Raw genomic sequence first — 24,475 nt, 5'->3', positions numbered from 1 at the left:
AAAATTTTTATCTAAAAACAATAATTTACATGAAAAAAGTATGTTATTTAAAAAAAGCTTTCCCAAAATTTTAAAATTTTGGGAAAGCTTACTTCACTAATTTATGTAAGAGCGTGTCTCAAACATTCTCCGCCAACCAATCTCCAACTTCGGAGGTCTTGTAGGCTTTGGCACCTTCGGCGATATCTTCGGTTACGATTCCTTCTGAAAGAGATTTATTCACTACATCTGAAATGGCTTGGGCTTCTGCTTTCATATCAAAAGCGTACTCAAACATCATCGCTGCTGATAGCACCGTAGCCAATGGATTGGCGATGTCTTTGCCTGCTGCTTGTGGATAGGAACCGTGAATTGGCTCAAACAATTTATTTTCTATCCCAACAGAGGCTGATGGCATCAAGCCCATAGATCCTGAAATCACAGAAGCTTCGTCAGTCAAAATATCTCCAAAAAGATTCTCTGTGATCAAAACATCGTAAGCTTTTGGCCATTGGATCAAGCGCATCGCCACCGCATCCACAAATTCATATTCTACTTTGACATCAGGGTATTCTGGAGCAAGTTCTTGCACCGTTTCCCTCCACAATCTAGAAGTAGCCAAGACGTTGGCTTTGTCCACACATGTAAGCAATTTTCTTCTTTTTTGTGCAGCTTCGAAACCCATTCGAGCCAGTCTCGTGATTTCTTCTTTGGTGTAGACATTGGTATCAAATGCCTTTGTTCCTTGCTCGTTTCTTCCTCTTGGCTCACCAAAATAAATTCCGCCAGTCAGTTCTCTGAAGAAAACAAAATCTACTCCTTCGACTCTTTCTAGCTTCAAAGGAGATTTGTGAATCAGGGAAGGAAAAGTAAATGTCGGTCGGATATTGGCAAAGAGTCCCAATTTTTTCCTCATTTCCAAAAGACCTTGTTCTGGTCTTACTTTAGCTTTGGGATCATTGTCATATTTAGGATCTCCGATAGCTCCAAAAAGCACCGCATCTGCTCTTAAGCAAACTTCATGGGTTGCGTCCGGGTAAGGATTTCCTGTCAAGTCTATTGCAGCAGCCCCAACAGCCGCTTCTTCGAAATTGATCGTATGGCCAAACTTCTTTCCAACAGCTTTGACCACTTTTACTGCCTGAGCAATTACCTCAGGTCCTATGCCATCACCTGGCAGTAGTGCTATATTCATTTCCATAGAAATTCTCTTTGTCTTGTTCTGGGTTTTGATTTTTCAGCTCCTGAAATTTCACTTTATCAGAAGCCCTTGCATCCATTTTATCTATAATATTCAACATTTTTTCGGTCGCCATCATCGCAGCTACAGTCTGATCGGAATCCAATCCTTTGGTTTTGAAGATTTTCCCAAAATCCCAAGTGATGACTGTTTCCACAAAAGCGTCTGTTTTTCCTCCTGGAGGAATGGAGACATGGTAGTCCGTCAATTTGGGAAGCTGGAATCCCTGCGACTTGTAAATTTTCACCAAAGCGCGCATAAACGCATCATATTGACCATCTCCAGAAGAAGATTCTTCGAAGGATTTTCCATGGATGCTGAGTTTCAGTTGCACGGTTGGTTTCAATCCCTTTGAGTGGGTCATGTGGTAGCCTTCGATAAAGATATTCTTCGTAATCGAATTATTCTGCAATACATCGGAAATAATATAAGGCAAATCCTCTGTGGTCACCCGTTCTTTTTTGTCGCCAAGCTCGATGATCTTTTGCGTCACTTTGGTTAATTCATCCTGCTCAAGCGATATCCCCAATTCTTGTAGGTTTTTGAGAATATTGGCTTTCCCGGAAGTTTTTCCAAGCGCATATTTTCTTTGTCTCCCAAATCTCTCTGGAAGCAAGTCATTGAAATAAAGGTTCTTTTTGTTGTCCCCATCCGCATGAATTCCTGCAGTTTGTGTAAATACATTTTCCCCGACCACGGGCTTATTGGCAGGAATATGTTGTCCAGAAAACTGCTCCACCAACTTGCTGACACGGTAGATTTTGCTTTCATTGAGACTGATTTTGTAATCCGTGAAATCTTTAAGCACAGCTGTCACTGACTCCAAAGGCGCATTTCCAGCTCGCTCTCCAAGTCCATTGACAGTAGTATGAATTCCTGCAATGCCATTATAAATCGCCTCAAGCACATTCGCAATAGAAAGGTCATAGTCATTGTGTGCATGAAAATCAAAATGGCAATCCGGAAATTCGGTTGTGATTAATTTCACAAAATGGGAAACTTCTCTGGGATGCAAAAGTCCCAAGGTATCTGGAAGCATAATTCTTCGCACTCGGATTTCATTCAAAAATCCGATCAGTTCCATGGTGTAATCCATAGAATTACGCATCCCATTACTCCAATCTTCTAAGTAAACATTGACTGTGATCCCTTTGCTTCTAGCATATTTTACACAAGTATGGATATCCTCAAAATGTTGTTCGGGAGTCTTTTTGAGTTGATGGGTCAGGTGATTGAGAGAACCTTTGGTCAATAAATTCATGACTTTTGCTCCAGCCTCCACCAACCAATCTACAGAAGCTGGTGTATCCACAAAACCAAGTACTTCAACCCTGTCGGAATAGCCTTTTTCGGCAGCCCATTGGGTGATTTTCTTGACACCTTCCATCTCACCCTGAGAAACCCTTGCCGACGCCACTTCGATCCTATCCACCTTCATTTCCTCCAATAGCAACTTGGCTATCTGAAGCTTTTCAGAAGGTAAAAAGGACACGCCCGAGGTCTGTTCTCCATCCCTCAGTGTGGTATCCATGATTTCTATTTTACGGTGTGTTCCCATGTGATTTTAGATTGTAGAGGGTAGATTTTAGATTTTGAAAGGAGGAAGGATGAAGTTTGAGGGATGAAATTTTGATTTTAGATATTTTGAATTGATTGATGTTATTTTTTTCTATTTACAAGCATTTCAAATTCAACCCACTTCGGGGTTGTTGTCCGATGAAATCATCTTAATCCCCGGGTTGCAACCCGGGGTTAATCATAGTTTAACCCCTTCGGGGTTGTTTTTTTCTAATCGAAATATCATATCGAAATATGATAAAAGATTTGAATTCACCTCTTTTTCCTTTTCCCTTCCTCCATTGATATCCTCTGTCTTGGTTCTTGAATCTTTCATCCTTGATCCCTCAGCCTTCATCCTTTCAATTTATTTTCTTCCTTTCTCAAACTCCTCTATCTCTTCTTTTAAATTCAAAAGGTAGTCTATGTCATCAAAGCCATTTTTCATGTTCTCTTTTTTGTAGGCATTGATATCAAAAGATTCTGATTGACCTGTGCTCAATAGAGTTATTTTTTGTGTATCTATATCCACTTCTACTTCTGTCCTTGGATCAGCTTCAACTGCTGCAAACAATACGTCTGCAAACTCTGGGCTGATAGTCACTGGAAGTACTCCGATGTTCAGACAGTTGTTTTTGAAGATATCAGCAAAGAAGCTAGATACCACACATCTGAACCCATAATCATACAATGCCCAAACGGCATGCTCCCTACTCGAGCCAGAACCAAAATTTCTACCTGCGAGGAGAATTTTTCCAGAATAGGTGGAGTCATTCAATACAAAATCCTTTTTTGGATTGCCCTCTACATCATATCTCCAATCTCTGAAAAGATTGTCTCCGAAACCTTCCCGCTCAGTTGCTTTCAAGAATCTTGCAGGGATGATTTGATCTGTATCCACGTTTTCGTTTGGAAGCGGGACGACTGTTGAAGTCAATACATTAAATTTATCGTAAGCCATTTTTTTCTTTTTTAAGAATTAAAAGATCTCTCTAGGGTCACATATCTCACCTTTGACAGCCACAGCTGCCACAGTCAATGGACTCGCGAGCATAGTTCTGGCTCCTGGCCCTTGTCTGCCTTCAAAGTTTCTGTTTGAAGTGGAGACAGCGTATTTTCCAGAAGGAATCTTATCATCATTCATCGCCAAACAAGCAGAGCATCCTGGTTGTCTCAACTCAAATCCTGCTTCTTCTAAGATTTTCACTAAGCCTTCTTCATGTGCCATTTTTTCAACTTCTCTCGAACCCGGTACAATCCAAGCGGTGATGTTATCCGCCTTTTTCTTACCCTTCACATAATTGGCAACTGATCGGATATCTTCGATTCGGCCATTGGTACAGCTTCCTACAAAAACAAAGTCAACCTTCTTCCCTTGGATCGCCTCACCTGGCACAAAACCCATGTAATCCAATGACTTCAAGTAGGAAGATTTGTTGCTTCCTTCCATACCTTCAGTGCTTGGTATATTTCCTTTGACTTTGATACCCATCCCAGGATTGGTACCATAAGTAATCATGGGTTCAATATCGGCGGCATCAAAATGATATTCTTTATCAAAAACAGCTTCATCGTCCGTTTTCAGCGACTTCCAATAAGCAACTGTCTTTTCCCATTCTTCTCCTTTTGGAGCATATTGCTTTCCTTTTAGGTAATTAAAAGTGGTTTCGTCAGGGGCAATTAGACCACCTCTCGCACCCATTTCTATACTCATATTACAGATAGTCATCCTTGCTTCCATGCTAAGGCTTTCGATTGCCGAGCCAGCATATTCCACGAAATAACCCGTTGCGCCCGCCGCTGAGATTTTAGCGATGATGTATAAAATTATATCTTTTGAAGTCACTCCTGCACCCAATTCACCATCAACTGTGATGCGCATTTTCTTGGCTTTGCTTTGCATGATACATTGCGTAGCCAAGACCATTTCAACTTCTGATGTACCAATACCAAAAGCAATCGCTCCAAAAGCTCCATGGGTAGAAGTATGGCTATCACCACAAACAATCGTCATCCCAGGCTGCGTAATCCCCAATTCTGGACCAATCACATGAACAATTCCATGATGGGCAGAACCTAAATCATGCAATTCAATGCCATGCTTCTTACAGTTTTCACGAAGCTTTTCAACTTGCATTCTTGAAAGCTTGTCTTTGATGGTCTTATCTTGATCCACCGTTGGCACATTGTGATCTGGTGTGCCCACAGTTCTTTGAGGATGAAGAACACCTACGCCACGTTTTTCCAAATTCAAAAATGCAACAGGGCTAGTTACTTCATGGATAAAATGTTTATCAATGAAGAATACATCAGGTCCCGAAGGAACAGATTTCACCACATGTGCATCCCAAATTTTATCGAATAATGTTTTCTTTTCCATAATTAAGCTACTGTCACTTTATTTTTGACGGGTATTTTATTCAAAGCATCTACAAATGCCTGCGCAGATGCGACAACGATATCTGTATTGGAAGAAAAACCATAGTAAGGGATTTTTCCTTGCATGATTCTCATGTGGACTTTTGCTACATCATCACTTCCTGCCGTAATAGCTTGTATAAGAAACTCTTCCAACTCAATATCCGGCTTTACGATTTTCTCGATAGATTTAAGCACTGCATCTACAGGGCCATTTCCACTTGAAGAAGCTTGCTCAGTTTTGTCACCGACTTTCAGAGTAACACTTGCTTTAATAGATCCATTAGACTCGTAACTTACTTTTTCCAATTCGATAAAAGTAGATTCATCCACATATTTTCCAACCAAAGAAAGTAGATCTTTTGGAGTGATATCTCTTTTTGAATCCGCTAGAACCAAAAACTCTTCATACACTTCGTTCAAGGCCTCACCTTCCAACACCACTCCCAAAGCATCCAAATGATGTTTCAATGCAGCTCTTCCACTTCTTGCTGTCAAAACGATAGAGGATTCATGAACTCCAACATCCTTAGGATCGATGATTTCATAATTCTCTCGGTGCTTCAACACACCATCCTGATGGATTCCTGATGAATGAGCAAAGGCATTTCTTCCTACAATGGCCTTGTTTGGCTGAACAGGCATATTCATCAATTTGGAGATCAACCTGCTGGTCTCGTAAATCTTCGGAGTGACGATGTTGGTGTGGATTGGAATATCATGGTGACATTTGATTGCCATAACTACTTCTTCCATGGAAGTATTTCCAGCTCTTTCGCCTATCCCATTGATCGTTACCTCCACTTGTCTTGCTCCATTCTGAACACCAGAAATGGTGTTGGCTGTCGCCATACCAAGATCATTGTGGCAATGGGTAGCAATGATTGCTTTGTCAATGTTGGAAACATTTTCTTTTAGATGCCTGATGATTGCTCCGTATTGTTCCGGAAGACAATAACCTGTGGTATCTGGAATATTGACTACAGTAGCACCGGCTTTGATGACTTGTTCCAATATTCTGGCTAAAAAATCTTTTTCGGCACGACCTGCATCTTCTGCATAAAATTCCACATCTTCTACATAGCGTTTGGCATATTTTACCGCCCTGACCGCCCGCTCAATGATTTCATCTGGCGTAGATCTGAGTTTGTATTGTATGTGAAAAGGAGACACACCGATTCCAGTGTGAATCCTTCCTTTTTTGGCGTATTTCAGTGCTTCAGCAGCTACATCAATATCCTTTTCCACTGCTCTGGAAAGGGCGCAGATAATGGGATTTGATACAGCTTTGGAAATTTCTACAACTGAATTGAAGTCACCTGGACTGGATATTGGAAATCCAGCTTCAATTACATCAACTCCCAGTTCTTCTAATGCCTTAGCGACCACGATCTTTTCTCGGGTGTTCAATTGACAACCCGGTACCTGTTCCCCATCACGAAGGGTGGTATCGAATATCCATAGCTTTTCACTCATAATATCAGTTATTTTCGGGTCTTAATTTTCTGACGGTTGCGCCAGCTTGCCACATTTCAGAATCTCTCAATTCTTTCAATTCAGCTTCTAATTTTACTCTGTAATCAGATTTACTATTTGAATCAATTGATTTTTGTGCTTCTTTTCCTGTTTTCACAGAATCATACAGCTCTTCAAATACCGGCTTAGTTGCATCTCTGAAAGGCTTCCACCAATCCAAGGCTCCTCTTTGTGCTGTAGTAGAGCAGTTGGCATACATCCAGTCCATGCCATTTTCTGCCACCAATGGCATCAAACTCTGCGTCAATTCTTCAACAGTTTCATTGAATGCCTCCGAAGGAGTATGTCCATTAGCTCTCAATACTTCATATTGTGCAGCAAAAATCCCTTGGATCGCCCCCATCAAAGTCCCTCTTTCACCTGTCAAATCAGATGTAACTTCTCTGTAAAAATCAGTCTCAAACAAGTACCCTGATCCAACACCGATTCCAAGTGCTACGACTCTATCTTTTGCTTTTCCTGTTCCATCTTGGAAGATTGCATAGGAAGAATTCAACCCTCTACCTTCTACAAACATTCTTCTCAAAGATGTTCCAGAACCTTTTGGAGCTACCAAGATCACATCAACATCAGCTGGCGGAACGATGCCTGTTTTCTCTTTGTAAGTCACGCCGAAACCATGAGAAAAATACAATGCTTTTCCAGGAGTAAGGTGTTTTTTCACTGTAGGCCAAAGTGCAATTTGTCCTGCATCAGATAGTAAGAATTGAAGAATTGTACCTTTTTCACAAGCTTCTTCCAATTCGAAAAGTGTCTCTCCAGGAACCCAACCATCAGCGACTGCTTTGTCCCAAGTCTTGGAATCTTTTCTTTGACCTACAATAACATTGAAGCCATTATCTTTCAAGTTCAATGCTTGACCAGGACCTTGTACTCCGTAACCCAATACGGCGATCACTTCATCCTTCAATACTTCTCTAGCTTTCTCCAGTGGAAATTCCTCTCTGGTTACTACATTTTCTTCTACTGATCCAAATTTCAGTTTCATAGTTTTTGGTTTTATAAGGTTTGATTATTTAAATACTCCGATACAGAAAATCTAGGCTTGGCAATGGCAACACGGCCTGACCTAGAAAATTCAAGAAGATTGTAAGGCTTGAGTGTTTCCAACAAAGCCTGCGTATCTTCTTTGTGCCCTGTAAATTCTATGACCACAAATTCCTTCTCAGCTGCGATAATATGGGCATTATATTGTCTGATTACTTTTTCCAAACTCGCATCTAAGCTGTCTATTGGAAGTTTGTATAGCGCTATTTCCTGATAGACCACTTCGGTATCCATGAAATAATACGCTTTGATCACGTCTGTGATTTTCTCAATTTGCTTGACCAATTGAATGATTTGTTCTTCTGTGACAGCACACTCAATCGTGATCTTATGGATTCCATCCAAGCGGCTTTCAGAAGCTGTAAGTGCATCAATATTGATCCCCCTTCTGGTGAAAATTATCGTGATCCTGTTGAGGATACCGATAAAATTCTCTGTATAAATTAGTATGGTATAGCGATTCATAAATTCTGGATTTAACTAAGTCTCACTTCTTCTACAGAGCAACCCGTAGCAATCATTGGAAACACATTATCTTCTTTCTCTACTACTACCTCTAAGAAAAATGGGCCTTTATGTAAAAGCATCTCTGCCACAGCCTCACTTAAATCCCCTCGCTCTTCTACCTTGACAGCCTTGATTCCATAAGCATCAGCCAGCTTAATAAAGTCCGGATTATCCAGTTCGGTGAAGGAATACCTTCGATCAAAAAACATCTGCTGCCATTGTCTCACCATACCTAAGAAGTTGTTATTTAGCAAGACAACTTTAACAGGTGCTTTAGTCTGCATGATAGTACCTAGCTCTTGGATGGTCATTTGAATTCCACCATCACCAACCACACAGATCACCTGCTTGCTGTAGTCTGCCATCTGAGCGCCCAGTGCTGCTGGCAAAGCGAATCCCATGGTACCCAATCCACCTGAGGTAACTTGTGTCTTACTTTTTTTATAATTAAAATATCTCCATGCGATCATCTGATGCTGGCCAACATCCGTCACCAAGATTGCATCATCTGCTTTATATTGATTGATGTAGCGAATGACTTCACCCATAGTCAAGCCTGTCTTGGTCGGTGCTAGGTCATGATTGATTACAGATTCTTGCTCTAAGAGCTCCAGCTCTCTGAATCTGCCCAACCACTCAGGGTGGTTATTATCTTGGACAGCATCTATCAAAAGAGACAAACTTTCTCTACAATCACCCAAAACAGGCACTTCACATTTGACATTCTTATTGATCTCTGCAGGGTCTAGTTCTAGATGGACTACTTTAGCTTGCTTGGCGTACCTATTCAAATCACCCGTCACCCGGTCATCAAACCTCATCCCTATGGCGATCAAGATATCGCATTGGTTAGTCAATAGATTAGGTGCATAATTACCATGCATACCCAGCTTCCCAACATATGCTGGATGATCTTCTGACAATGCCCCCGAGCCTAGTAAAGTAGATGCTGCAGGAATACCTGTTTTGTCCAAAAATGCTTTCAACTCCAATTCGGCTTTCCCAATAATTACCCCTTGACCAAAAAGGACATAAGGTCTTTGTGCTTGGTTGATCAATGCAGCAGCTTGAGCTATCGCATTTGGATCTACTGGGAAATGTGGTCTGTAAGATCGAATACTCAAACATGGTACATAATTGAATAACCCTGCCTCTATTTGGGCATTTTTTGTGATATCAATTAATACTGGTCCTGGACGACCAGATCTTGCAATATGAAAGCCTTTAGCAATAGCAGGCGCAATTTCTTCAGCTCTTCGGACTTGGATATTCCATTTGGTGACAGGCATAGAAATCCCTACCACATCAGTCTCTTGAAATGCATCTGAACCCAAAAGATGTGCTGCTACCTGACCCGTAATACATACTAAAGGAGTACTATCGATCATCGCATCTGCTAGTCCTGTGATCAGATTGGTCGCTCCTGGTCCTGATGTAGCTAAGGCTACACCCACTTTACCTGATACACGAGCATAACCCTGTGCGGCGTGGATCGCTCCTTGCTCGTGACGTGTCAGTACATGCTTGATCTGATCATGGTAGTCATATAGTGCATCATACACTGGCATGATTGCACCACCTGGATAGCCAAATATGTGCTGCACACTCTCTGCTATCAATGATCTCACTACAATATCTGCTCCTCTTATCATGGTGTTGGAATTGATTATTTATCTGTCACGCAGCCCTCTGAAGCTGTTGACACCAATAGATTGTATTTCTTCAAAGTACCTTGTAAGTCACTCAAGTCTTTGTTTTTCCAAGACTTTTTCCTTTCGGTAAATTCTTCCTCAGACACCTTACAGCTTAATTCCAAGGAATCAGCATCAATGGTGATCAAATCGCCATCTTTCAGCAAACCAATAGGTCCACCCAAGTAGGCTTCTGGGGTGACATGGCCGACGACAAAGCCGTGTGTCCCTCCAGAAAATCTACCGTCCGTAATCAAGGCTACGTCAGACCCAAGTCCTGCACCAATGATCATCGATGTGGGCTTGAGCATTTCAGGCATGCCCGGACCACCTTTTGGACCAATGAATCTGATCACAATCACTTCTCCTTTTTGAACTTGCTTATTTTTAATAGCTTCATTCGCATCCAACTCAGAATCAAAGCATCTTGCTGGACCTGTAAATGATTTACCTTCCTTGCCAGAAATCTTGGCTACAGAACCCTCAGGTGCTAAATTTCCCTTTAAAACACACAAATGCCCTGAAGCTTTGAGCGGCTGTTCGATCGGATGGATGACATTGACCAAAGAAGGAACGACTGGATCAATATCTGCTAGATTCTCTGCGAGAGTTTTCCCTGTAACTGTCATGCAGTCTCCATGCAGAAGGCCATTGTTCAAAAAGTATTTCATAAATGCAGGAAGGCCTCCTTGCTCGTAAAGATCCTCCATCAAAAATTTACCTGATGGCTTGAAATCTCCAAGCAAAGGTGTTTCGTCATTGATTTTCTTAAAATCATCCAGCGTAAAATCAATCCCAGCAGTTTTCGCGATTGCCAAGAGGTGTAAGGTTGCATTTGTACTCCCACCCAAAGCAATGACAACCCTTACTGCATTCTCAAGGCTTTTTCGGGTGACAATATCTTTTGGAGTGATGTTTTTTTCTAAAAGTATCTTGATGTATTTCGAAGCCTCTTTGCATTCATTCAGTTTTTCTGGGCTATCCGCAGGACTAGAAGAGGAATAGGGTAAAGACATTCCCATGGCTTCAATAGCCGAAGACATGGTATTGGCAGTGTACATACCACCACAAGCACCCGCACCTGGGCAGGCATTTTGAATCACACCTTGATAATCGACATCATTCATTTCACCTTTGACACGCTTACCGTAAGCTTCAAATGCTGAGACTATATTTAATTTCTCTCCTTTATAATTTCCTGAACGAATGGTGCCACCATAGACCATGATAGATGGTCTGTCGATACGTAACATTCCCATCACAGCCCCGGGCATATTCTTATCACATCCAGCTACTGCCACACACGCATCAAAAGAATGTCCAAGGATAAATGATTCGATAGAATCAGCAATAATCTCCCTAGAAACCAGAGAGTAACGCATCCCAGAGGTCCCCATAGAAATCCCATCAGAAACCCCGATGGTATTAAAAACCAAACCGGTCAGACCATCTGCCTTGGTGGCATCTTTGATCAGACCGGCGAAGTTATTGAGGTGCATATTGCAGGGATTACTTTCATAGCCGCAACTGGCAACACCCACAAAGGGTTGGTTCATTTGTTTATCAGTCATTCCTGTGGCATACAACATGGCCTTGCCTGCTGGATGCTCTTCATTTTGGCTGATTTCCCAACTGTATTTTTTCAAACTCATGGGTATAATAGGTTTATCTTTATAGGTGGTTATAAAAAAAGTGCCTCACTTGGATGAGGCACCTAGATTTATATGGTTGTGTGAATGATATAGTCTAGCGCCTCATTGCTTTCCAATAATGAGAATTAGGAATCCAATAAAGATGACTAGACGTGACATGTGGTTATTTTTAATTTCAATCAACGATACAATATTAAAGCCCATTTTCGATACTTACAATATTTTAATCGTTTTTTTATGATAAACACAATCGTTTAGCGCTGTAATTAATTATTTTATAAAAATTTTAGCAATATTTTATAATAAAATTCAAAATATAATTTTCAAATTATTGAAAATGTTTAAAAATTTTTAAATAAATTCTGATTTTTCATAATCAGTAATAAAAGGATCATATTGTTGATTTTTTTATAATGATAAAATTTATTAAGCAGCTATTAATCAATAAAATGCATGTTTTATTAAAAAGAAAAAATAAGCGTTTTCAGAATTTTATATTGTTTGGGATTCAAAAACAATGGTTTTTTTCAGAATGAGTTAATTTTGATCAGGAATTTTTAATTTCGGCCCATGATCAGTTTCCCAAATGCTAAAATCAATCTTGGCTTGCATATCACAGCCAAAAGAAAAGATGGTTATCACGATATTGAGACCTGTATGGTTCCTATTCCGCTTTATGATGCACTTGAAATCATCTTGGATAAAAAAACTATTTTTACGAGTACCGGGCTACCAATTCCTGGCTCTGATAAGGACAATTTGATCATGAAGGCCTTGAAGCTTTTTCGAAAAGACTTCAATGAACTACCTCATATCAACATTCACCTTCATAAAAATATCCCAATGGGCGCCGGACTTGGAGGAGGATCAGCTGACGCCGCTTTTGCACTGAAACTGATGAACAATCTCTTTGACCTTCATTTAGAAGATTGGTTCTTGGAAGATTACGCTGCGCAGTTGGGGAGTGATTGTCCATTTTTTATAGAGAATACTCCAAAAATCGCGACTGGAAGAGGAGAGATCCTAGAACCTATAGACCTTGACCTCAAAGGTACGTACCTGCTATTGATCAATCCACAAATCCATATTGGAACCAAAGAAGCTTATGCAGGCGTAACCCCAACCGCCCCCGCCGTGGATCTGAAAGCAGCACTTACAGACCGAAGTCGATGGAAGGATGAATTGATCAACGACTTTGAAGCTAGCGTCTTCCCCCGATACCCAGAAATAGATTCGATCAAATCACAACTGTATGAAATGGGTGCATTTTATGCTGCGATGTCAGGCTCAGGCTCGACTGTGTTTGGATTGTTTGAGGAAAAGCCTGAAAAGGGAAATTGGAAGGAAGGTTATTTTGTGTTTGAGGGAGTGATGTAGAAAAGTTCATCAATAATTCATGACAAATCTATATTTATGTTTTATAAATATAATTTGTATTTTTATGTGGGGTCAGACTCATTTTTCTTGCTCTATTTTGGAAAACCGTATAGTAAAAGACATGAAGAAACCAATTTGAATAAAGTGTTTGAGTTTGATTTTAATGGAAAAATCATGAAACAATATCAATTAGACTATGAACTAAAAGGTATAACGGTCGATGAAACCAATAAAATCCTATATGGAGTCACAGCTGATAGAGAGCCTAATCTAATTAAGTTCAAACTTGAGTAATCTATGAATTAACTCCAAAGGATGATTTTAAAATCAAGCCGAAAGTTGAAGCGTAGAATACTCGTCAAACCCCATTTAATTTTTCAATCTGTGAAAATCGGCTTAATCTCGATTTGAATAGGTTCAGCTCGTCAGCGTTCCTAGATATATAATATGTTGACATTAATGTAAATTTGTATTACATTAGTATTACAAAATGATTTAAGCAATGTTGAACGTACGGATTGATAAAGAACTTGAGGAGAAACTTGAGTTTGAAAGCAAGAAACAAGGACTATCCAAATCGAGGATAGTCAAAGATGCTTTGGCCATGTATTTGGAAAAACATGCTGCCACTTTATCGTCTTATGAATTGGGCAAAGACTTATTTGGTGTTGGTGCGGGCGATATTGATCTTTCAAACAATTACAAAGAGAAGTTAAAACAAAAACTAAATGCAAAGCATTCTCATTGACGCAGGACCACTTATTGCACTATTCAACAAAAGAGATCAATACCATATTCAGATCCTTAAATTTTTAGAAAAGCAAAATTGTAACCTTTGGACAACTTGGCCTGTCATTACCGAAGCAAGTCACATGTTGGATTTTAGCATAAAAGCACAGTTAAATTTATTAGAATGGATCAAAAGAGGAGGGCTGAATTTAGTTTCACTTACCTCTGAGAGTATAGAACAGATTATAACATTTACAAAGAAATACTCAGATGTTCCCATGGACTTGGCTGATGCTAGTTTAATGGTAGCTGCAGAATCTCTCTCGGTAGATAAAATCATTAGTATCGATTCTGATTTTTACATTTATAAAGATATCCGAAATAAATATTTACAAAATATATTTTTTGAAAATTTGACTTAAACTTTAATATTACCAAGCTTTAAAAAAATGAATCCCTCCTGATTTCTTATTTCTCCTACAATTATATTTCTGGACAAAGAAGAAACTGGCAAAAGCTTTAAAATAAATCCGAGTCATCTGCGTCATCCCAAAAATTGATCGGGACAGGCCCTATGTGCTATCCTAATTTTTAATTCACACCCCCAAAACCCTTTTCACATGTCTTATCCTATTGAAATAATTGAAAACTGGATACAATAAAACTGAAATCAAAATAATCAATGTCCCCAGATAAAACCCTGGAGTCATCTGTTCCTTTTCTCCAAAAATCAAAACTGCTAGCACAATGCCATAAACAGGCTCTAGGTTTACGGTAAGGTTAATGGCAAAAGCTGTCAATCGACGCATCAATTCTACAGAAACTGAAAAAGCATAAACTGTACAAACACCACCCAAAAGAAACAGCCAAAACCAATCCCAACCTTGTGGAATCAACTGCAGCCCCGCTCCTTCTGTGAAAAAAGCAGCATAAAAGGGCATAAATAAAACTGAAAATATGCAAGCTCCCAGCATTTCGTAAAATGTCAAAACATAAGGCGAATGCCTCTTGGTCAGCCTGCCATTGATCACTGTAAAGATCGCTGCAATCAATGCCGAAGCCACCGCCATACTTAGTCCTAGCCAGTAACCACCCTCAAAGCTGAATACCACATATAGCCCTGATATCACCATCAAGCCAAGCAGAATTTCGAACCACTTGATTTTGGATTTATTGACCATCGGCTCTATAAAAGCTGTCCAAAGCGAGGTGGTTGCCATACCTGCAAGACATACCGAAGCGGTCGAAACCTGAGCTGCCCAGAAAAACAAAATCCAATGCAAGCTGATCAAAAAGCCTGTTCCGATGACTTTAACAAGTTCTTGATTGGAGAGCTTGATTTTTTGCTTTTTTACTAAAAAAACCAAGCCTAGAAATCCACTTGCCAGCAAAGTTCTATAAAAGACGATTTCTACTGATGGCATACTGATCAGCAATCCCAAAATGGCCGTAAACCCCCAAATCACCACGATGAAATGAAGCATCAGATAATCCTTGATTGTGGAATTTTCTAGCATGTCTATCGAGGTACTGTTTTATATAAAACCAAACCGGTGACTGCAAAAATGACATTAGGCAACCAAATCGCTAAAATCGGATAAGTCGTACCGGCTTCTGCAAAAGTACGAGACAGCAAAAACAAAATGATGTATACAAAGGCCAACATAAAACCTAGTGCAATCTGAAAACCAGAGCCACCTCTGGTCTTTTTGGATGAAAGAATCACTCCTATAAACGTCAGAATTACAGCAGCAAATGGAGACATATACCGGACATAGCGCTCGATTCTATAATAATTCACATTATCAGCACCCCTATCTTCCAAGATGCGAATTTGCTTCCCTAACTCTGGTAAGGTCAGTGTCTCGTGATGATTGGAAGGTAAGTCAAAATCATCTGGCCTAATAGACAACAGTGTGTCTAAATTATCCCCTGTGGTGTAGTGCTCCCCTCTCTCATGAAGCACACGCATCTTCCAATTTTTGGCTGTCCACGAATTGATTGCAGTATCCCATACAATCCTGTCAGCAGAAAGCTTGGCTACCAATTCTCCATCTCTGATTTGCTCAAGCGTGAAATTGTACCCCATATTTCCAGAAGGATAGTATCTAGAAATATATGCGTAAACATCTGGAGCTACTTTGATATGGATATTGGATTCATTGTAAAATTTTGTCTCTTCTAAATAGCGAGTCTTAAACTCGGTTACTCCAGCTGTTGCTCCTGGGAGTACCCAACCATTGAGTAAGAAAGAAGCTGCCCCGATCAATGTGGCTCCTACAAAAAACGGCAAAAGCATTCTGATAAAGGATGTTCCAGAACTCAGTATCGCAACGATTTCCGTTCTACCTGCCATCTTAGAGGTGATGAAGATTACCGAGATAAATACTGTAATGGGAGTAAGTAGGTTGTTGAGGTACAGTCCATAATTGGCCATGTACTTCAGTATTTGAGAGGCTGGTACTTTGTTTCGGATAAAAGCATCATTTTTCTCAGTAAAGTCCAAGACCAAGACAATAAGAATCAGCATCAAAACCACAAAGAAATAGGTTTTGAGAAAGTCCTTGATGATGAGTTTATCCAATAGTTTCATTTACAGCCTTGTACTTACTTTTTTGACCATCTGATCTTTCCAAGCGGCAAATTCACCACTTTTGATTTTTTCCCTCGCCTGACCTACTAGCCAAAGGTAAAAGGCTAAGTTATGAATACTGGCAATCTGTGCGGCAAGAATCTCCTTAGAAATAGTCAAATGTCTCAAATATGCTTTAGAATAAAAACTGCTGACATAAGAATTGATACCTAGGTCTATAGGGCTGAAATCATCCTTCCATTTCTCATTTCTGATGTTGATGATACCCTCAGAAGTGAAAAGCATGCCATTTCGAGCATTACGGGTGGGCATGACGCAGTCAAACATATCGACTCCTAATGCGATGCATTCCAAAATATTGGCAGGTGTCCCCACACCCATCAAATATCTCGGCTTGTCTTTGGGAAGGATATCTGTAACCATTTCAGTCATTTCATACATCATCTCTGCAGGCTCACCTACTGAAAGTCCTCCTATGGCGTTTCCTTCTCTTTCACAAGAGGCAATGAACTCTGCTGATTGTTTTCTCAGGTCTTTGTAAACCGACCCCTGAACAATTGGAAACAAAGTTTGACTGTATCCATACTTGCCCTCAGTACTATCAAATCTCTCAATGCAGCGCTTCAACCAGCGATGTGTCATTTCCATGGAATTTCTGGCGTAGCCAAACTCGCAAGGATAGGGCGTACATTCATCAAAAGCCATGATGATATCCGCACCAATAGTTCGCTGAATGTCCATCACTCCTTCAGGAGAAAAAATATGTTTAGATCCATCAATATGTGACTTGAACAACACCCCTTCTTCTGTGATCTTTCTAGTTCCTGCTAAAGAAAAAACCTGATAGCCCCCACTATCTGTCAAGATTGGCTTAGACCAGCCATTGAACTTGTGCAAGCCACCAGCCTTTTCTAACACATCCAATCCTGGACGGAGATAAAGGTGATAGGTATTACCTAATATAATCTGTGCTTTCACATCATAGGTCAATTCCCGCTGATGTACAGCTTTGACTGACCCAGCAGTCCCTACAGGCATAAAAATAGGGGTTTCAATATCCCCATGATCAGTTTTCACGACTCCAGCCCTCGCCTTAGATTGAGGGTCTGTATGTTCAAGTATAAATTTCATCTTTAATTTTCAGCACTCAGAATTCAATATACGGATATTGTTATCACTTGATCAATCCGCCCACAAAAATATAAGCTTATTCTTGAATTGAATGCTGATTTTGCTTTTATATTTGCCCTTCAAAACCTTTCAGAATGGTCAACGAGATTTTGTGGATAATATTTTTAGCTGCCTTAGCAGTTCAATTGATCTATATCCTCTTTATTTTTAGCAGATTAGCACTTTACAAATACAAAAATGTATCCGCACCGATTACAAAAGCGGAAGGTGTCACAGTAGTAGTAGCTGCACATAATGAAAAAGAAAACCTCAAAAAACTGATCCCCATACTCTGCTCACAGGATTACCCTAACTACGATGTCATGGTGATCAATGATCGTTCTTTCGACGGGACAAGGGTACTTTTGGAAAAGATGATGGCACAGTATCCTCAGTTGCGTACGGTGACTATCAAGTACACGCCAGATCATGTGACTTCGAAGAAATATGCGCTTACATTGGGTATCAAAGTAGCCAAAAATGATGTACTTCTCCTCACTGATGCAGACTGTATTCCGCAAACTGATCAGTGGATCAAATTGATGACAGCCCCTGTAAGGGAAGAGGGCAAAACCTTTGCGCTGGGTTATGCGCCATACGAGAAGGACAGAGGGATCTTGAATCAATGGATTCAGTTCGAGACCCTTTGGACAGCGCTACTTTATTTTTCCTTTGCACTATGGAAAGCGCCTTTTATGGGAGTAGGGAGAAACCTTTGTTATAGACGGGGATTCTTTATGGAAAAAAAAGCTTTTAAAGATCTTTGGCAAATTGACTGTGGAGATGATGACCTTTTTATCAATAAATATGCGAACGGCAAAAACACAGCAGTGGTCATCGCACCAGAAAGCATCACCCTATCCAAACCAAAAAGCACTTGGAAGAATTACTTTGTGCAGAAAAAGAGGCATTTTCATGCTGGTAAATATTATCGCGAAAAAGACAAACAAAAAATCGGACTTTACACCCTTTCCCATCTCTTATTTTGGATCACTGGATTATGTTTATTGATTTTTTTAGGTCTAGCAGAAAAATGGGAACATTTTGGAGGGATTATTGGTATAATTACCGTGAGATCATTGATGCTCACTTGGATATTTACATCGGCAAGGAGAAAATTGCAAGGAATAGGCAAAGTGTATTGGCCAATATTTTCTGATGTCATATATCTGGGGTATTTTTGGATCATAGGCACATTAGGGTACCGTTCAAAAACAGTTAGATGGAAGTAAATTCAAGAGGTTTTTCAAACAAGGCATTAGAGGACTTTGATCTGATCGATCAAGCCGTAGATCAGAAAGATCAGCAAGCCTATGCTGCATTGATGAAGCGCTATAAAAAAGCGGTGTACTTCATGATCCTGAAAATGATTCGCGATGCAGACGATGCAGAAGACCTCACGATGGAAGCCTTTGCCAAAGCTTTCAAAAACCTCCATAAATTCAAGAAAGACTATACTTTCAGCACCTGGCTTTTTAGAATCGCCACGAACAATACCATTGATTTTATCAGAAAGAAGAAGCTCAAAACCATGAGTCTGAATACTACACTCAGTGATGATGGTGGCAACTCTGTGACTATTGATGTGGAGGATGATGAGAATAATCCACAGGACGAGTTTATCAAGTCACAAAGAATCGAGATGGTGCGTGTATTCGTCGATAAGTTACCTGCCAAATACCGCAAATTGGTAGAGCTTCGCTACTTTCAAGAGTTATCCTATGACGAGATTGCGCAAGAACTTGACAAACCCCTAGGTACTGTAAAAGCCCAATTGCACAGGTCTAGAGAATTGCTTTTTGAGATTGCATCTGGTAAGGAGAAGCATATTTAGGAAGTTGGAAAATTAGAAAGCTTGGGTATTTTAGCGCTTTCTGCTTGAATTAAGGCTTTTTGGATTTTCTTGATTGAATAAAGAAAATGCTGATTGGGATAATTTAAACTGATTTTATTACGTGCGACTATCCGTTGAACCCGCATCATCCCGAAAGGGATCGCTACAAGTTCCCTGTTCTATCACAAAACTGTAATTTCAAAAATAAAGCTTCTTATCCCTAATATACTCCTCCACTTTTTCATGAAGCAGGTAGCGAACGGATTGGTTTGACTTGATAGAGTCACGGATAAATGTCGCCGAGATATCCATCAATGGCGCTGCTACAAACCTCACATTGGGATGCTCAATACTAGGAGATTCCCCAGGCCTAGGATACACATAGAGCCCATAGTGCTCCAGTATCTGTTCGTGATTTTTCCACTTATGAAAATGTGTCAGATTATCACCTCCTACAATCAATTTGAAGTCGTGCTGTGGATGTTGAGCAGAGAGATAAGTGAGTGTGTCGATCGTATAACTTGGCTTGGGCATGTGGAACTCCACATCGCTAGCCCGAAAAAAGAAATGATCGGCGATGGCGAGCTCTACCATCTTTAGCCGATCATGTTCATGAAGTAATGTTTTTCTAGCTTTGAAAGGATTCTGAGGACTGACCACAAACCACACCTCATCCAAATCAGTCTGATCCTGCATCACATTGGCGATAATCAAGTGCCCAATGTGAATAGGATTATAAGATCCGAAAAAAAGCCCGATTTTCAAAGTTATTTTGCTAAGAATTCACCCACCATTTTCTCTGCTTCTGCAAAAGACTTTTGCATGTCATCATTGACAATGGTCACATCAAATTTATTCTCAAAGCCCATCTCGAATTTTGCTTTGTATAGCCTACGTGATAGACTCTCCTCGGACTCAGTCCCTCTATCCTTCAATCTCTCTGTCAACACATCCATGGAAGGAACTTTGACAAATATGGCTAAAGCCTGATCGCCGAAATATTTTTTAAGATTGAGTCCACCTTTGACATCCACATCGAATATCACATGTCTGCCGGAGTCCCAGATACGTTGGATTTCTTCTTTCAATGTGCCGTAGAAGTTGCCCTCATAGACTTCTTCCCACTCTATAAATGCGTCTTGATCTATTTTACTTTTGAATTCCTCGGGGCTGAGGAAGTAATAATCTTTCCCGTTTTGCTCGGCTCTCCCCCGCTTGTCCCTAGTACAAGCAGAAATAGAAAACCCCAAATTTGGAAATTTGCTGATTAAATGTCGGACGATGGTCGTCTTACCTGAACCTGAAGGAGCTGAAAAAATAATTGCTTTTCCTGATGACATATTGCTTACTTTATCTCTTCGATCTTTTGGCGGATATTCGCTACCAGTTCGGAGGGAACCTCGTGCTTGGTGCATTTATTCTTAAGCACTTCTTTGATCGCCTGTTCGAGATGAAAATGCTCAAAACAAGGTTGACATTTTGCCAATTTTGATTTAAGAATTTCCTGTGAGTCCGGAATATTTGCTCCATCTAGGATGCTTTCCAGCAATTGAAAGCACTTACTCACATCAGAGCATTGCAGCTTCCTTTCTCCTGAACCTTCCAAATTATTTTCCATTGTAATTTAATCTAGGGTAATCTTTACTAATATTTTTATAAAGGAAAATCTATTCTTCCTCGTCTGTTTTATATCCCATATTTTGCGCATAAGAACGCAACTTGTCTTTCAATAAGTTCCTTGCTCTGTGTAACCTAGATCTCACAGTCCCAATTGGGATATCAAGAATCTTGGCCATTTCCTCATAAGTGAAGCCTTCCAAATCACATAAAATAATCACTGTACGAAAATCTACCGCTAGGCTATTCAGTGCATTGGAAATCTCGTCCCCTAGCATATCCTTCAAGGAATCTACGCGAAGATCTGAGGTCATCTTATAGTCAACATCCTCAGAGTTGTAATAAGTTTCCACCTCTTGATAATCTACCTTGGCGGGCTGCTTACTCTTCTTGCGGTAATCGTTGATAAAGCTATTTTTCAAAATCCTGAACAACCAAGCCTTGGCATTGGTACCCTGCTCAAAGGAATTGATGAAGCGGTAGGCTTTTAGGTAGGTGTCCTGCACAAGGTCTTTGGCATCATCCTCATCAAAGGTAAGCCTGTAGCCAAAATTGTACATGGAATCTATATGAGGCATAAACTCCTCATCGAAGATCCTATTTTTTTCCTGCTCGGTATATTTTTTTCGCTGCACTTCAGACATAAGACTCAAAAGTAAGCAATGGGGTAAATTATAGCTAATTTTTTTGAAAAAAGTGATTTTCACTCTGTCCACAGTCGACAGTCAAAGACCCACAGAATTGAGAAATCAGGTAGTAAAAGTTTTTACATTGCTACTATTTTAGATATTTGTAAATGAAAAAAGACTAGTTCTACACTGAGTTCATTTTCTACTCAAATAACGATTAAAGCTAACCCTCTTTGTTACTTCCAAAGTACTGTGGACCGTCGTCAGTTGACATATAATAAGCATGATTTCGTTTGTCATTTGTAAAGCCTAACTTTAACCTTCACCCTCTAGATCAAACATGTAATGTTCATAATCAAACTTATTTCTTACCTTCCTTTAAGCATCCTTTACTTGTTTTCAGATTTGTTATACCTGATAGGATATTATGGGATTTGGTATAGGAAAAAGGTGATCAGGGAAAATCTGCTACATGCTTTTCCAGAAAAATCAGTAGCTGAGCGATTGGAAATTGAGCGGAAATTTTTCAGAAATCTGACAGATTCTTTTGCTGAAATCATCAAGATGTACACCATATCAAAAGAGGAGTTGGCGAGAAGAGTTCAAATCGAAAATGCTCACATCCCATTAGATTTAGTCGCAAAAGGTGAAATTGTGGTAGGTATGACAGGGCATTTCTTCAACTGGGAGATGCATTTGCTCCACATGATGGCCAATGTCAGTACGCAATGCGAGGTAGTGTACCTCAAAGTAAACAGTCCTTTTTTCGAAAAACTGATGAAAACCATCCGAAGTAGATTTGGTGGAATGCTGGTAGAACGGGCAACTTTTCAGCGGGAATACTTGAGAAACAGGAATACCCCACGTTTGATTGTCCTAGCTGCAGACCAAAGACCAACAAAAGCTGAAATCCGTTATTGGTCACCTTTTATGAATAGAGAAACGATTTTCTTTGAAGGTGCAGAGAAGCTTGCCAAGCGCTTTGGGCATACGGTCATTTATTCTGAAGTGCGCAAACCCAAACGCGGCCATTATATCTTCACTTACAGCCTAATGGACAGTCCTCCTTATGATCATGCAGCGGAACATAGCATCACAGATGAATTTATCCGCCGAACAGAGCAAAGTATCCGCAAAAGTCCAGATCTTTATCTTTGGAGTCACAACCGCTGGAAAGTCAGTCGCTGATATTCTATGACACGCAGTCCGCGTTCTATTTTAGATTAATTATCCAAGAAACCCTTTACTTGCTTCGAGAACAATTCTGGAACACCTGGCTCTGGTTTAGAATGGATCATGTTATTTTCAACAAAAAAAACATGAATGTCTTTCAATTCCTCTGTTGAGTTTTGAAGATTATTGGTTTCATAAAATTCATCTTTTGGATCATATAGCACAGGATAAGGGAAATCCACACTTTTTAGAAGTCTTAATAAATAGCTCTTATCCCATTTTCCATTTGGGTCTTCACCACCAAAAACAAAAATAACGGGAAGGTCATTATAATTTTCCTTTAAACTTTTCCAGTTCTTTGAAGTCATTTGAAAATAACTGATAGATCTACCTGATTCCAAACTAAAATAAGCCACTAATTTCTTTTCACATTCAAGACAAAGATCTTTACTTTCCTCACCAACATAAATCTGCTCTAAACCCTCAGGAAATTCTATCGTTTTGGGAGGCCCATCTGAACAGGAACTAAGCATGAATATCAAAATCATTACAAGAAAAAGAGATTTCATAAGCTGATGAATTCTTGCTATCATTTTCTATCTATTTAACATTAATCTTAGCTTGCACAAGCACAGGATAATCAAATTCAGTCTCTTCAAGTTTATTTTCAAAAGCTATTGGCACTTGATTCCCAAGCTTTTCTTTAAGCACAGAATGATAAGATAAAAACATCACTTCGTCATTTTTAAAACCAATTGGGTCACTAAATAAATCTTCATCTTGAGTAGTCGCTTCCCAAAAGTATGACCTTCCGCTTTCTTTGTTAATCAGAACTACTTTTTTGTAAAAACCTGATTTGCTCTGAATATGGATGTTTGTCAAATAAAAATTTGAGTTAGAAAAAAGCGACTTGTAGGTCGCAAAACCATTTTCCATTAGGATTTCAAAACCTTCATTTATATCTACATCCCAAAACTCACTTGGAATCGAATATTTTCCAAAATCTATTTCTAATACAATAGAAAATTTACCATTTGAATATTCATAAACTTTATTGTTGAAAATTTCTGTGTAGTTAACCCCATCAATAGACTCATAAAAGTTCCTTTCTGACAAAGGAATCATCATATTTGTATAATCATTTGGTAAAAAAGATTCTTGAATAATTCCCTCTAAATCTATTTTTACAACTCGGTTAGAGACAAAAGGTGAATTGTATCCACCAGCCAATAGATATCCTCCGTCTTCAAGTTTAATAAATGAGTTAGCTAAATAGTCTACATCTGAAATTTTTGACAATTCGCCAGACTTTGATTTCATATAGATCGAGGTTTGATCTCCGATAGAAGATAAAAGAAGTAAATCTCCATTTTCTGAAACCTGAAAATCTTGAAGTCCTAACAATTGATTCGGACCCTCACCAACTTCTGCCATTTTACCAAGGTATTTTCCGCTCTGATCAAAATGATGAACAGCATCAAATTTTTCAGCATCCATTACGAAAAAACCATCCTTATGCTCTCTAATTCTTAGTTCCATACTCATCAGATTCTGCGAATTTGTCTCGAGTGGAATTAGATCAATAATTTCAAAATAAGAATTGTCTATCAACTTTGCGTCATCGAGTTTCAACTGTAACACACCGCTTTCATCATAGAAGCCATTTTCAGTATTACAAGAAAATACAATCAATAAAACGGATACAAAACATATTCTTTTCATCATG

The 24,475-nt window shown here is 39.6% G+C and carries 24 protein-coding genes; 6 read left to right on the top strand and 18 right to left on the bottom strand.

Features of this window, described 5'->3' with window-relative positions; all coding sequences use genetic code 11:
* Window positions 1-118 precede the first annotated feature (118 nt).
* The 9 genes from leuB to ilvD all read right to left on the bottom strand — a co-directional run bounded on the left by leuB (window position 119) and on the right by ilvD (window position 11,627).
* Entirely contained in the window at window positions 119-1,180 is a 1,062-nt protein-coding gene (gene leuB, locus CHB66_RS02895; RefSeq protein WP_089237792.1) for a 3-isopropylmalate dehydrogenase, read from the bottom strand.
* Entirely contained in the window at window positions 1,149-2,777 is a 1,629-nt protein-coding gene (locus CHB66_RS02890; RefSeq protein WP_089237790.1) for an alpha-isopropylmalate synthase regulatory domain-containing protein, read from the bottom strand. Before CHB66_RS02890 ends, leuB begins: the two co-directional genes overlap by 32 nt.
* A gap of 366 nt (window positions 2,778-3,143) precedes the next feature.
* Window positions 3,144-3,737: a 3-isopropylmalate dehydratase small subunit gene (gene leuD / locus CHB66_RS02885; protein WP_089237788.1), complete on the bottom strand. Its 594-nt coding sequence runs from the start codon at window positions 3,735-3,737 to the stop codon at window positions 3,144-3,146.
* 18 nt (window positions 3,738-3,755) lie between these two features.
* Window positions 3,756-5,156: a 3-isopropylmalate dehydratase large subunit gene (leuC, locus tag CHB66_RS02880; protein WP_089237786.1), complete on the bottom strand. Its 1,401-nt coding sequence runs from the start codon at window positions 5,154-5,156 to the stop codon at window positions 3,756-3,758.
* Between the two features lie 2 nt (window positions 5,157-5,158).
* A complete protein-coding gene (locus CHB66_RS02875) occupies window positions 5,159-6,670 on the bottom strand; it encodes a 2-isopropylmalate synthase (RefSeq protein WP_089237784.1) in 1,512 nt (503 codons plus the stop codon).
* Between the two features lie 4 nt (window positions 6,671-6,674).
* Entirely contained in the window at window positions 6,675-7,718 is a 1,044-nt protein-coding gene (ilvC, locus tag CHB66_RS02870) for a ketol-acid reductoisomerase (protein WP_089237782.1), read from the bottom strand.
* A gap of 11 nt (window positions 7,719-7,729) precedes the next feature.
* Complete coding sequence (gene ilvN, locus CHB66_RS02865; RefSeq protein ID WP_089237780.1) at window positions 7,730-8,242, bottom strand: acetolactate synthase small subunit; 513 nt, start codon at window positions 8,240-8,242, stop codon at window positions 7,730-7,732.
* Between the two features lie 11 nt (window positions 8,243-8,253).
* Window positions 8,254-9,936, bottom strand: a complete 1,683-nt coding sequence (gene ilvB, locus CHB66_RS02860) for a biosynthetic-type acetolactate synthase large subunit (RefSeq protein ID WP_089237778.1) — start codon at window positions 9,934-9,936, stop codon at window positions 8,254-8,256.
* A gap of 14 nt (window positions 9,937-9,950) precedes the next feature.
* Complete coding sequence (gene ilvD, locus CHB66_RS02855; protein ID WP_089237776.1) at window positions 9,951-11,627, bottom strand: dihydroxy-acid dehydratase; 1,677 nt, start codon at window positions 11,625-11,627, stop codon at window positions 9,951-9,953.
* 570 nt (window positions 11,628-12,197) lie between these two features.
* Here ilvD and ispE point away from each other — a divergent pair.
* The 3 genes from ispE (at window position 12,198) to CHB66_RS02835 (ending at window position 14,155) form a co-directional block, all read left to right on the top strand.
* Complete coding sequence (ispE, locus tag CHB66_RS02850) at window positions 12,198-13,004, top strand: 4-(cytidine 5'-diphospho)-2-C-methyl-D-erythritol kinase (RefSeq protein ID WP_089237774.1); 807 nt, start codon at window positions 12,198-12,200, stop codon at window positions 13,002-13,004.
* Window positions 13,005-13,506: 502 nt separating this feature from the next.
* Window positions 13,507-13,752, top strand: a complete 246-nt coding sequence (locus CHB66_RS02840) for a ribbon-helix-helix protein, CopG family (protein WP_089237770.1) — start codon at window positions 13,507-13,509, stop codon at window positions 13,750-13,752.
* Window positions 13,733-14,155, top strand: coding sequence for a type II toxin-antitoxin system VapC family toxin (locus CHB66_RS02835; RefSeq protein ID WP_089237768.1), 423 nt, complete (start codon window positions 13,733-13,735; stop codon window positions 14,153-14,155). The genes CHB66_RS02840 and CHB66_RS02835 overlap by 20 nt, the downstream gene beginning before the upstream one ends.
* 174 nt (window positions 14,156-14,329) lie before the next feature.
* Here the strand turns inward: CHB66_RS02835 and CHB66_RS02830 are convergent, their stop codons facing one another.
* From CHB66_RS02830 to tgt, 3 genes are read right to left on the bottom strand one after another with little or no spacing between them, the layout of a single operon-like run.
* Window positions 14,330-15,250 (bottom strand): DMT family transporter, encoded by a 921-nt coding sequence (locus CHB66_RS02830; protein WP_089237766.1) that lies wholly within the window; start codon window positions 15,248-15,250, stop codon window positions 14,330-14,332.
* A gap of 2 nt (window positions 15,251-15,252) precedes the next feature.
* Window positions 15,253-16,326: an LptF/LptG family permease gene (locus tag CHB66_RS02825; protein WP_089237763.1), complete on the bottom strand. Its 1,074-nt coding sequence runs from the start codon at window positions 16,324-16,326 to the stop codon at window positions 15,253-15,255.
* A complete protein-coding gene (gene tgt, locus CHB66_RS02820; protein WP_089237761.1) occupies window positions 16,327-17,457 on the bottom strand; it encodes a tRNA guanosine(34) transglycosylase Tgt in 1,131 nt (376 codons plus the stop codon). It abuts the gene before it with no gap.
* A 134-nt stretch (window positions 17,458-17,591) separates the two neighbouring features.
* On the opposite strand from tgt, the gene CHB66_RS02815 reads away from it, so the two are divergent.
* Both CHB66_RS02815 and CHB66_RS02810 read left to right on the top strand, forming a co-directional pair.
* Window positions 17,592-18,728, top strand: coding sequence for a glycosyltransferase (locus CHB66_RS02815; protein WP_089237759.1), 1,137 nt, complete (start codon window positions 17,592-17,594; stop codon window positions 18,726-18,728).
* A complete protein-coding gene (locus CHB66_RS02810) occupies window positions 18,719-19,330 on the top strand; it encodes an RNA polymerase sigma factor (RefSeq protein WP_089237757.1) in 612 nt (203 codons plus the stop codon). The genes CHB66_RS02815 and CHB66_RS02810 overlap by 10 nt, the downstream gene beginning before the upstream one ends.
* A 198-nt stretch (window positions 19,331-19,528) precedes the next feature.
* Here CHB66_RS02810 and nadD read toward each other — a convergent pair whose 3' ends face one another.
* The 4 genes from nadD to CHB66_RS02790 are packed head-to-tail and all read right to left on the bottom strand — an operon-like array spanning window position 19,529 to window position 21,591.
* Entirely contained in the window at window positions 19,529-20,095 is a 567-nt protein-coding gene (nadD, locus tag CHB66_RS02805; RefSeq protein ID WP_089237755.1) for a nicotinate (nicotinamide) nucleotide adenylyltransferase, read from the bottom strand.
* A 2-nt stretch (window positions 20,096-20,097) separates the two neighbouring features.
* Complete coding sequence (gmk, locus tag CHB66_RS02800; RefSeq protein ID WP_089237753.1) at window positions 20,098-20,670, bottom strand: guanylate kinase; 573 nt, start codon at window positions 20,668-20,670, stop codon at window positions 20,098-20,100.
* Between the two features lie 5 nt (window positions 20,671-20,675).
* Entirely contained in the window at window positions 20,676-20,948 is a 273-nt protein-coding gene (locus CHB66_RS02795) for an anti-sigma factor (protein WP_089237751.1), read from the bottom strand.
* A 49-nt stretch (window positions 20,949-20,997) separates the two neighbouring features.
* Complete coding sequence (locus CHB66_RS02790; RefSeq protein WP_076500088.1) at window positions 20,998-21,591, bottom strand: sigma-70 family RNA polymerase sigma factor; 594 nt, start codon at window positions 21,589-21,591, stop codon at window positions 20,998-21,000.
* A gap of 330 nt (window positions 21,592-21,921) precedes the next feature.
* Between CHB66_RS02790 and CHB66_RS02785 the strand changes: the two genes are divergently transcribed.
* Window positions 21,922-22,764, top strand: a complete 843-nt coding sequence (locus CHB66_RS02785) for a lysophospholipid acyltransferase family protein (RefSeq protein WP_089237749.1) — start codon at window positions 21,922-21,924, stop codon at window positions 22,762-22,764.
* Window positions 22,765-22,799: 35 nt separating this feature from the next.
* Here the strand turns inward: CHB66_RS02785 and CHB66_RS02780 are convergent, their stop codons facing one another.
* Together CHB66_RS02780 and CHB66_RS02775 are read right to left on the bottom strand one after the other, a co-directional pair.
* Window positions 22,800-23,342: a hypothetical protein gene (locus CHB66_RS02780; protein ID WP_089237747.1), complete on the bottom strand. Its 543-nt coding sequence runs from the start codon at window positions 23,340-23,342 to the stop codon at window positions 22,800-22,802.
* Between the two features lie 7 nt (window positions 23,343-23,349).
* On the bottom strand, window positions 23,350-24,471 hold the full coding sequence (locus CHB66_RS02775; protein ID WP_245812660.1) for a 6-bladed beta-propeller: 1,122 nt from the start codon (window positions 24,469-24,471) through the stop codon (window positions 23,350-23,352).
* Window positions 24,472-24,475 lie beyond the last annotated feature (4 nt).

Source organism: Belliella buryatensis (genome assembly GCF_900188245.1).
Classification (GTDB): Bacteria; Bacteroidota; Bacteroidia; order Cytophagales; family Cyclobacteriaceae; genus Belliella; species Belliella buryatensis.
This window is presented reverse-complemented; position numbering and strand designations above follow the sequence as displayed.

Coding starts and splice junctions, on each gene's coding strand:
- gmk (WP_089237753.1), bottom strand. CDS start 20,670: ATGTCATCAGGAAAAGCAATTATTTTTTCAGCTCCTTCAGGTTCAGGT.
- CHB66_RS02840 (WP_089237770.1), top strand. CDS start 13,507: ATGTTGAACGTACGGATTGATAAAGAACTTGAGGAGAAACTTGAGTTT.
- CHB66_RS02790 (WP_076500088.1), bottom strand. CDS start 21,591: ATGTCTGAAGTGCAGCGAAAAAAATATACCGAGCAGGAAAAAAATAGG.
- ilvN (WP_089237780.1), bottom strand. CDS start 8,242: ATGAATCGCTATACCATACTAATTTATACAGAGAATTTTATCGGTATC.
- CHB66_RS02890 (WP_089237790.1), bottom strand. CDS start 2,777: ATGGGAACACACCGTAAAATAGAAATCATGGATACCACACTGAGGGAT.
- CHB66_RS02875 (WP_089237784.1), bottom strand. CDS start 6,670: ATGAGTGAAAAGCTATGGATATTCGATACCACCCTTCGTGATGGGGAA.
- CHB66_RS02810 (WP_089237757.1), top strand. CDS start 18,719: ATGGAAGTAAATTCAAGAGGTTTTTCAAACAAGGCATTAGAGGACTTT.
- leuD (WP_089237788.1), bottom strand. CDS start 3,737: ATGGCTTACGATAAATTTAATGTATTGACTTCAACAGTCGTCCCGCTT.
- CHB66_RS02795 (WP_089237751.1), bottom strand. CDS start 20,948: ATGGAAAATAATTTGGAAGGTTCAGGAGAAAGGAAGCTGCAATGCTCT.
- leuC (WP_089237786.1), bottom strand. CDS start 5,156: ATGGAAAAGAAAACATTATTCGATAAAATTTGGGATGCACATGTGGTG.
- CHB66_RS02780 (WP_089237747.1), bottom strand. CDS start 23,342: ATGATAGCAAGAATTCATCAGCTTATGAAATCTCTTTTTCTTGTAATG.
- CHB66_RS02815 (WP_089237759.1), top strand. CDS start 17,592: ATGGTCAACGAGATTTTGTGGATAATATTTTTAGCTGCCTTAGCAGTT.
- ispE (WP_089237774.1), top strand. CDS start 12,198: ATGATCAGTTTCCCAAATGCTAAAATCAATCTTGGCTTGCATATCACA.
- CHB66_RS02785 (WP_089237749.1), top strand. CDS start 21,922: ATGTTCATAATCAAACTTATTTCTTACCTTCCTTTAAGCATCCTTTAC.
- CHB66_RS02835 (WP_089237768.1), top strand. CDS start 13,733: ATGCAAAGCATTCTCATTGACGCAGGACCACTTATTGCACTATTCAAC.
- leuB (WP_089237792.1), bottom strand. CDS start 1,180: ATGGAAATGAATATAGCACTACTGCCAGGTGATGGCATAGGACCTGAG.
- CHB66_RS02775 (WP_245812660.1), bottom strand. CDS start 24,471: ATGAAAAGAATATGTTTTGTATCCGTTTTATTGATTGTATTTTCTTGT.
- ilvD (WP_089237776.1), bottom strand. CDS start 11,627: ATGAGTTTGAAAAAATACAGTTGGGAAATCAGCCAAAATGAAGAGCAT.
- CHB66_RS02830 (WP_089237766.1), bottom strand. CDS start 15,250: ATGCTAGAAAATTCCACAATCAAGGATTATCTGATGCTTCATTTCATC.
- tgt (WP_089237761.1), bottom strand. CDS start 17,457: ATGAAATTTATACTTGAACATACAGACCCTCAATCTAAGGCGAGGGCT.
- ilvB (WP_089237778.1), bottom strand. CDS start 9,936: ATGATAAGAGGAGCAGATATTGTAGTGAGATCATTGATAGCAGAGAGT.
- ilvC (WP_089237782.1), bottom strand. CDS start 7,718: ATGAAACTGAAATTTGGATCAGTAGAAGAAAATGTAGTAACCAGAGAG.
- CHB66_RS02825 (WP_089237763.1), bottom strand. CDS start 16,326: ATGAAACTATTGGATAAACTCATCATCAAGGACTTTCTCAAAACCTAT.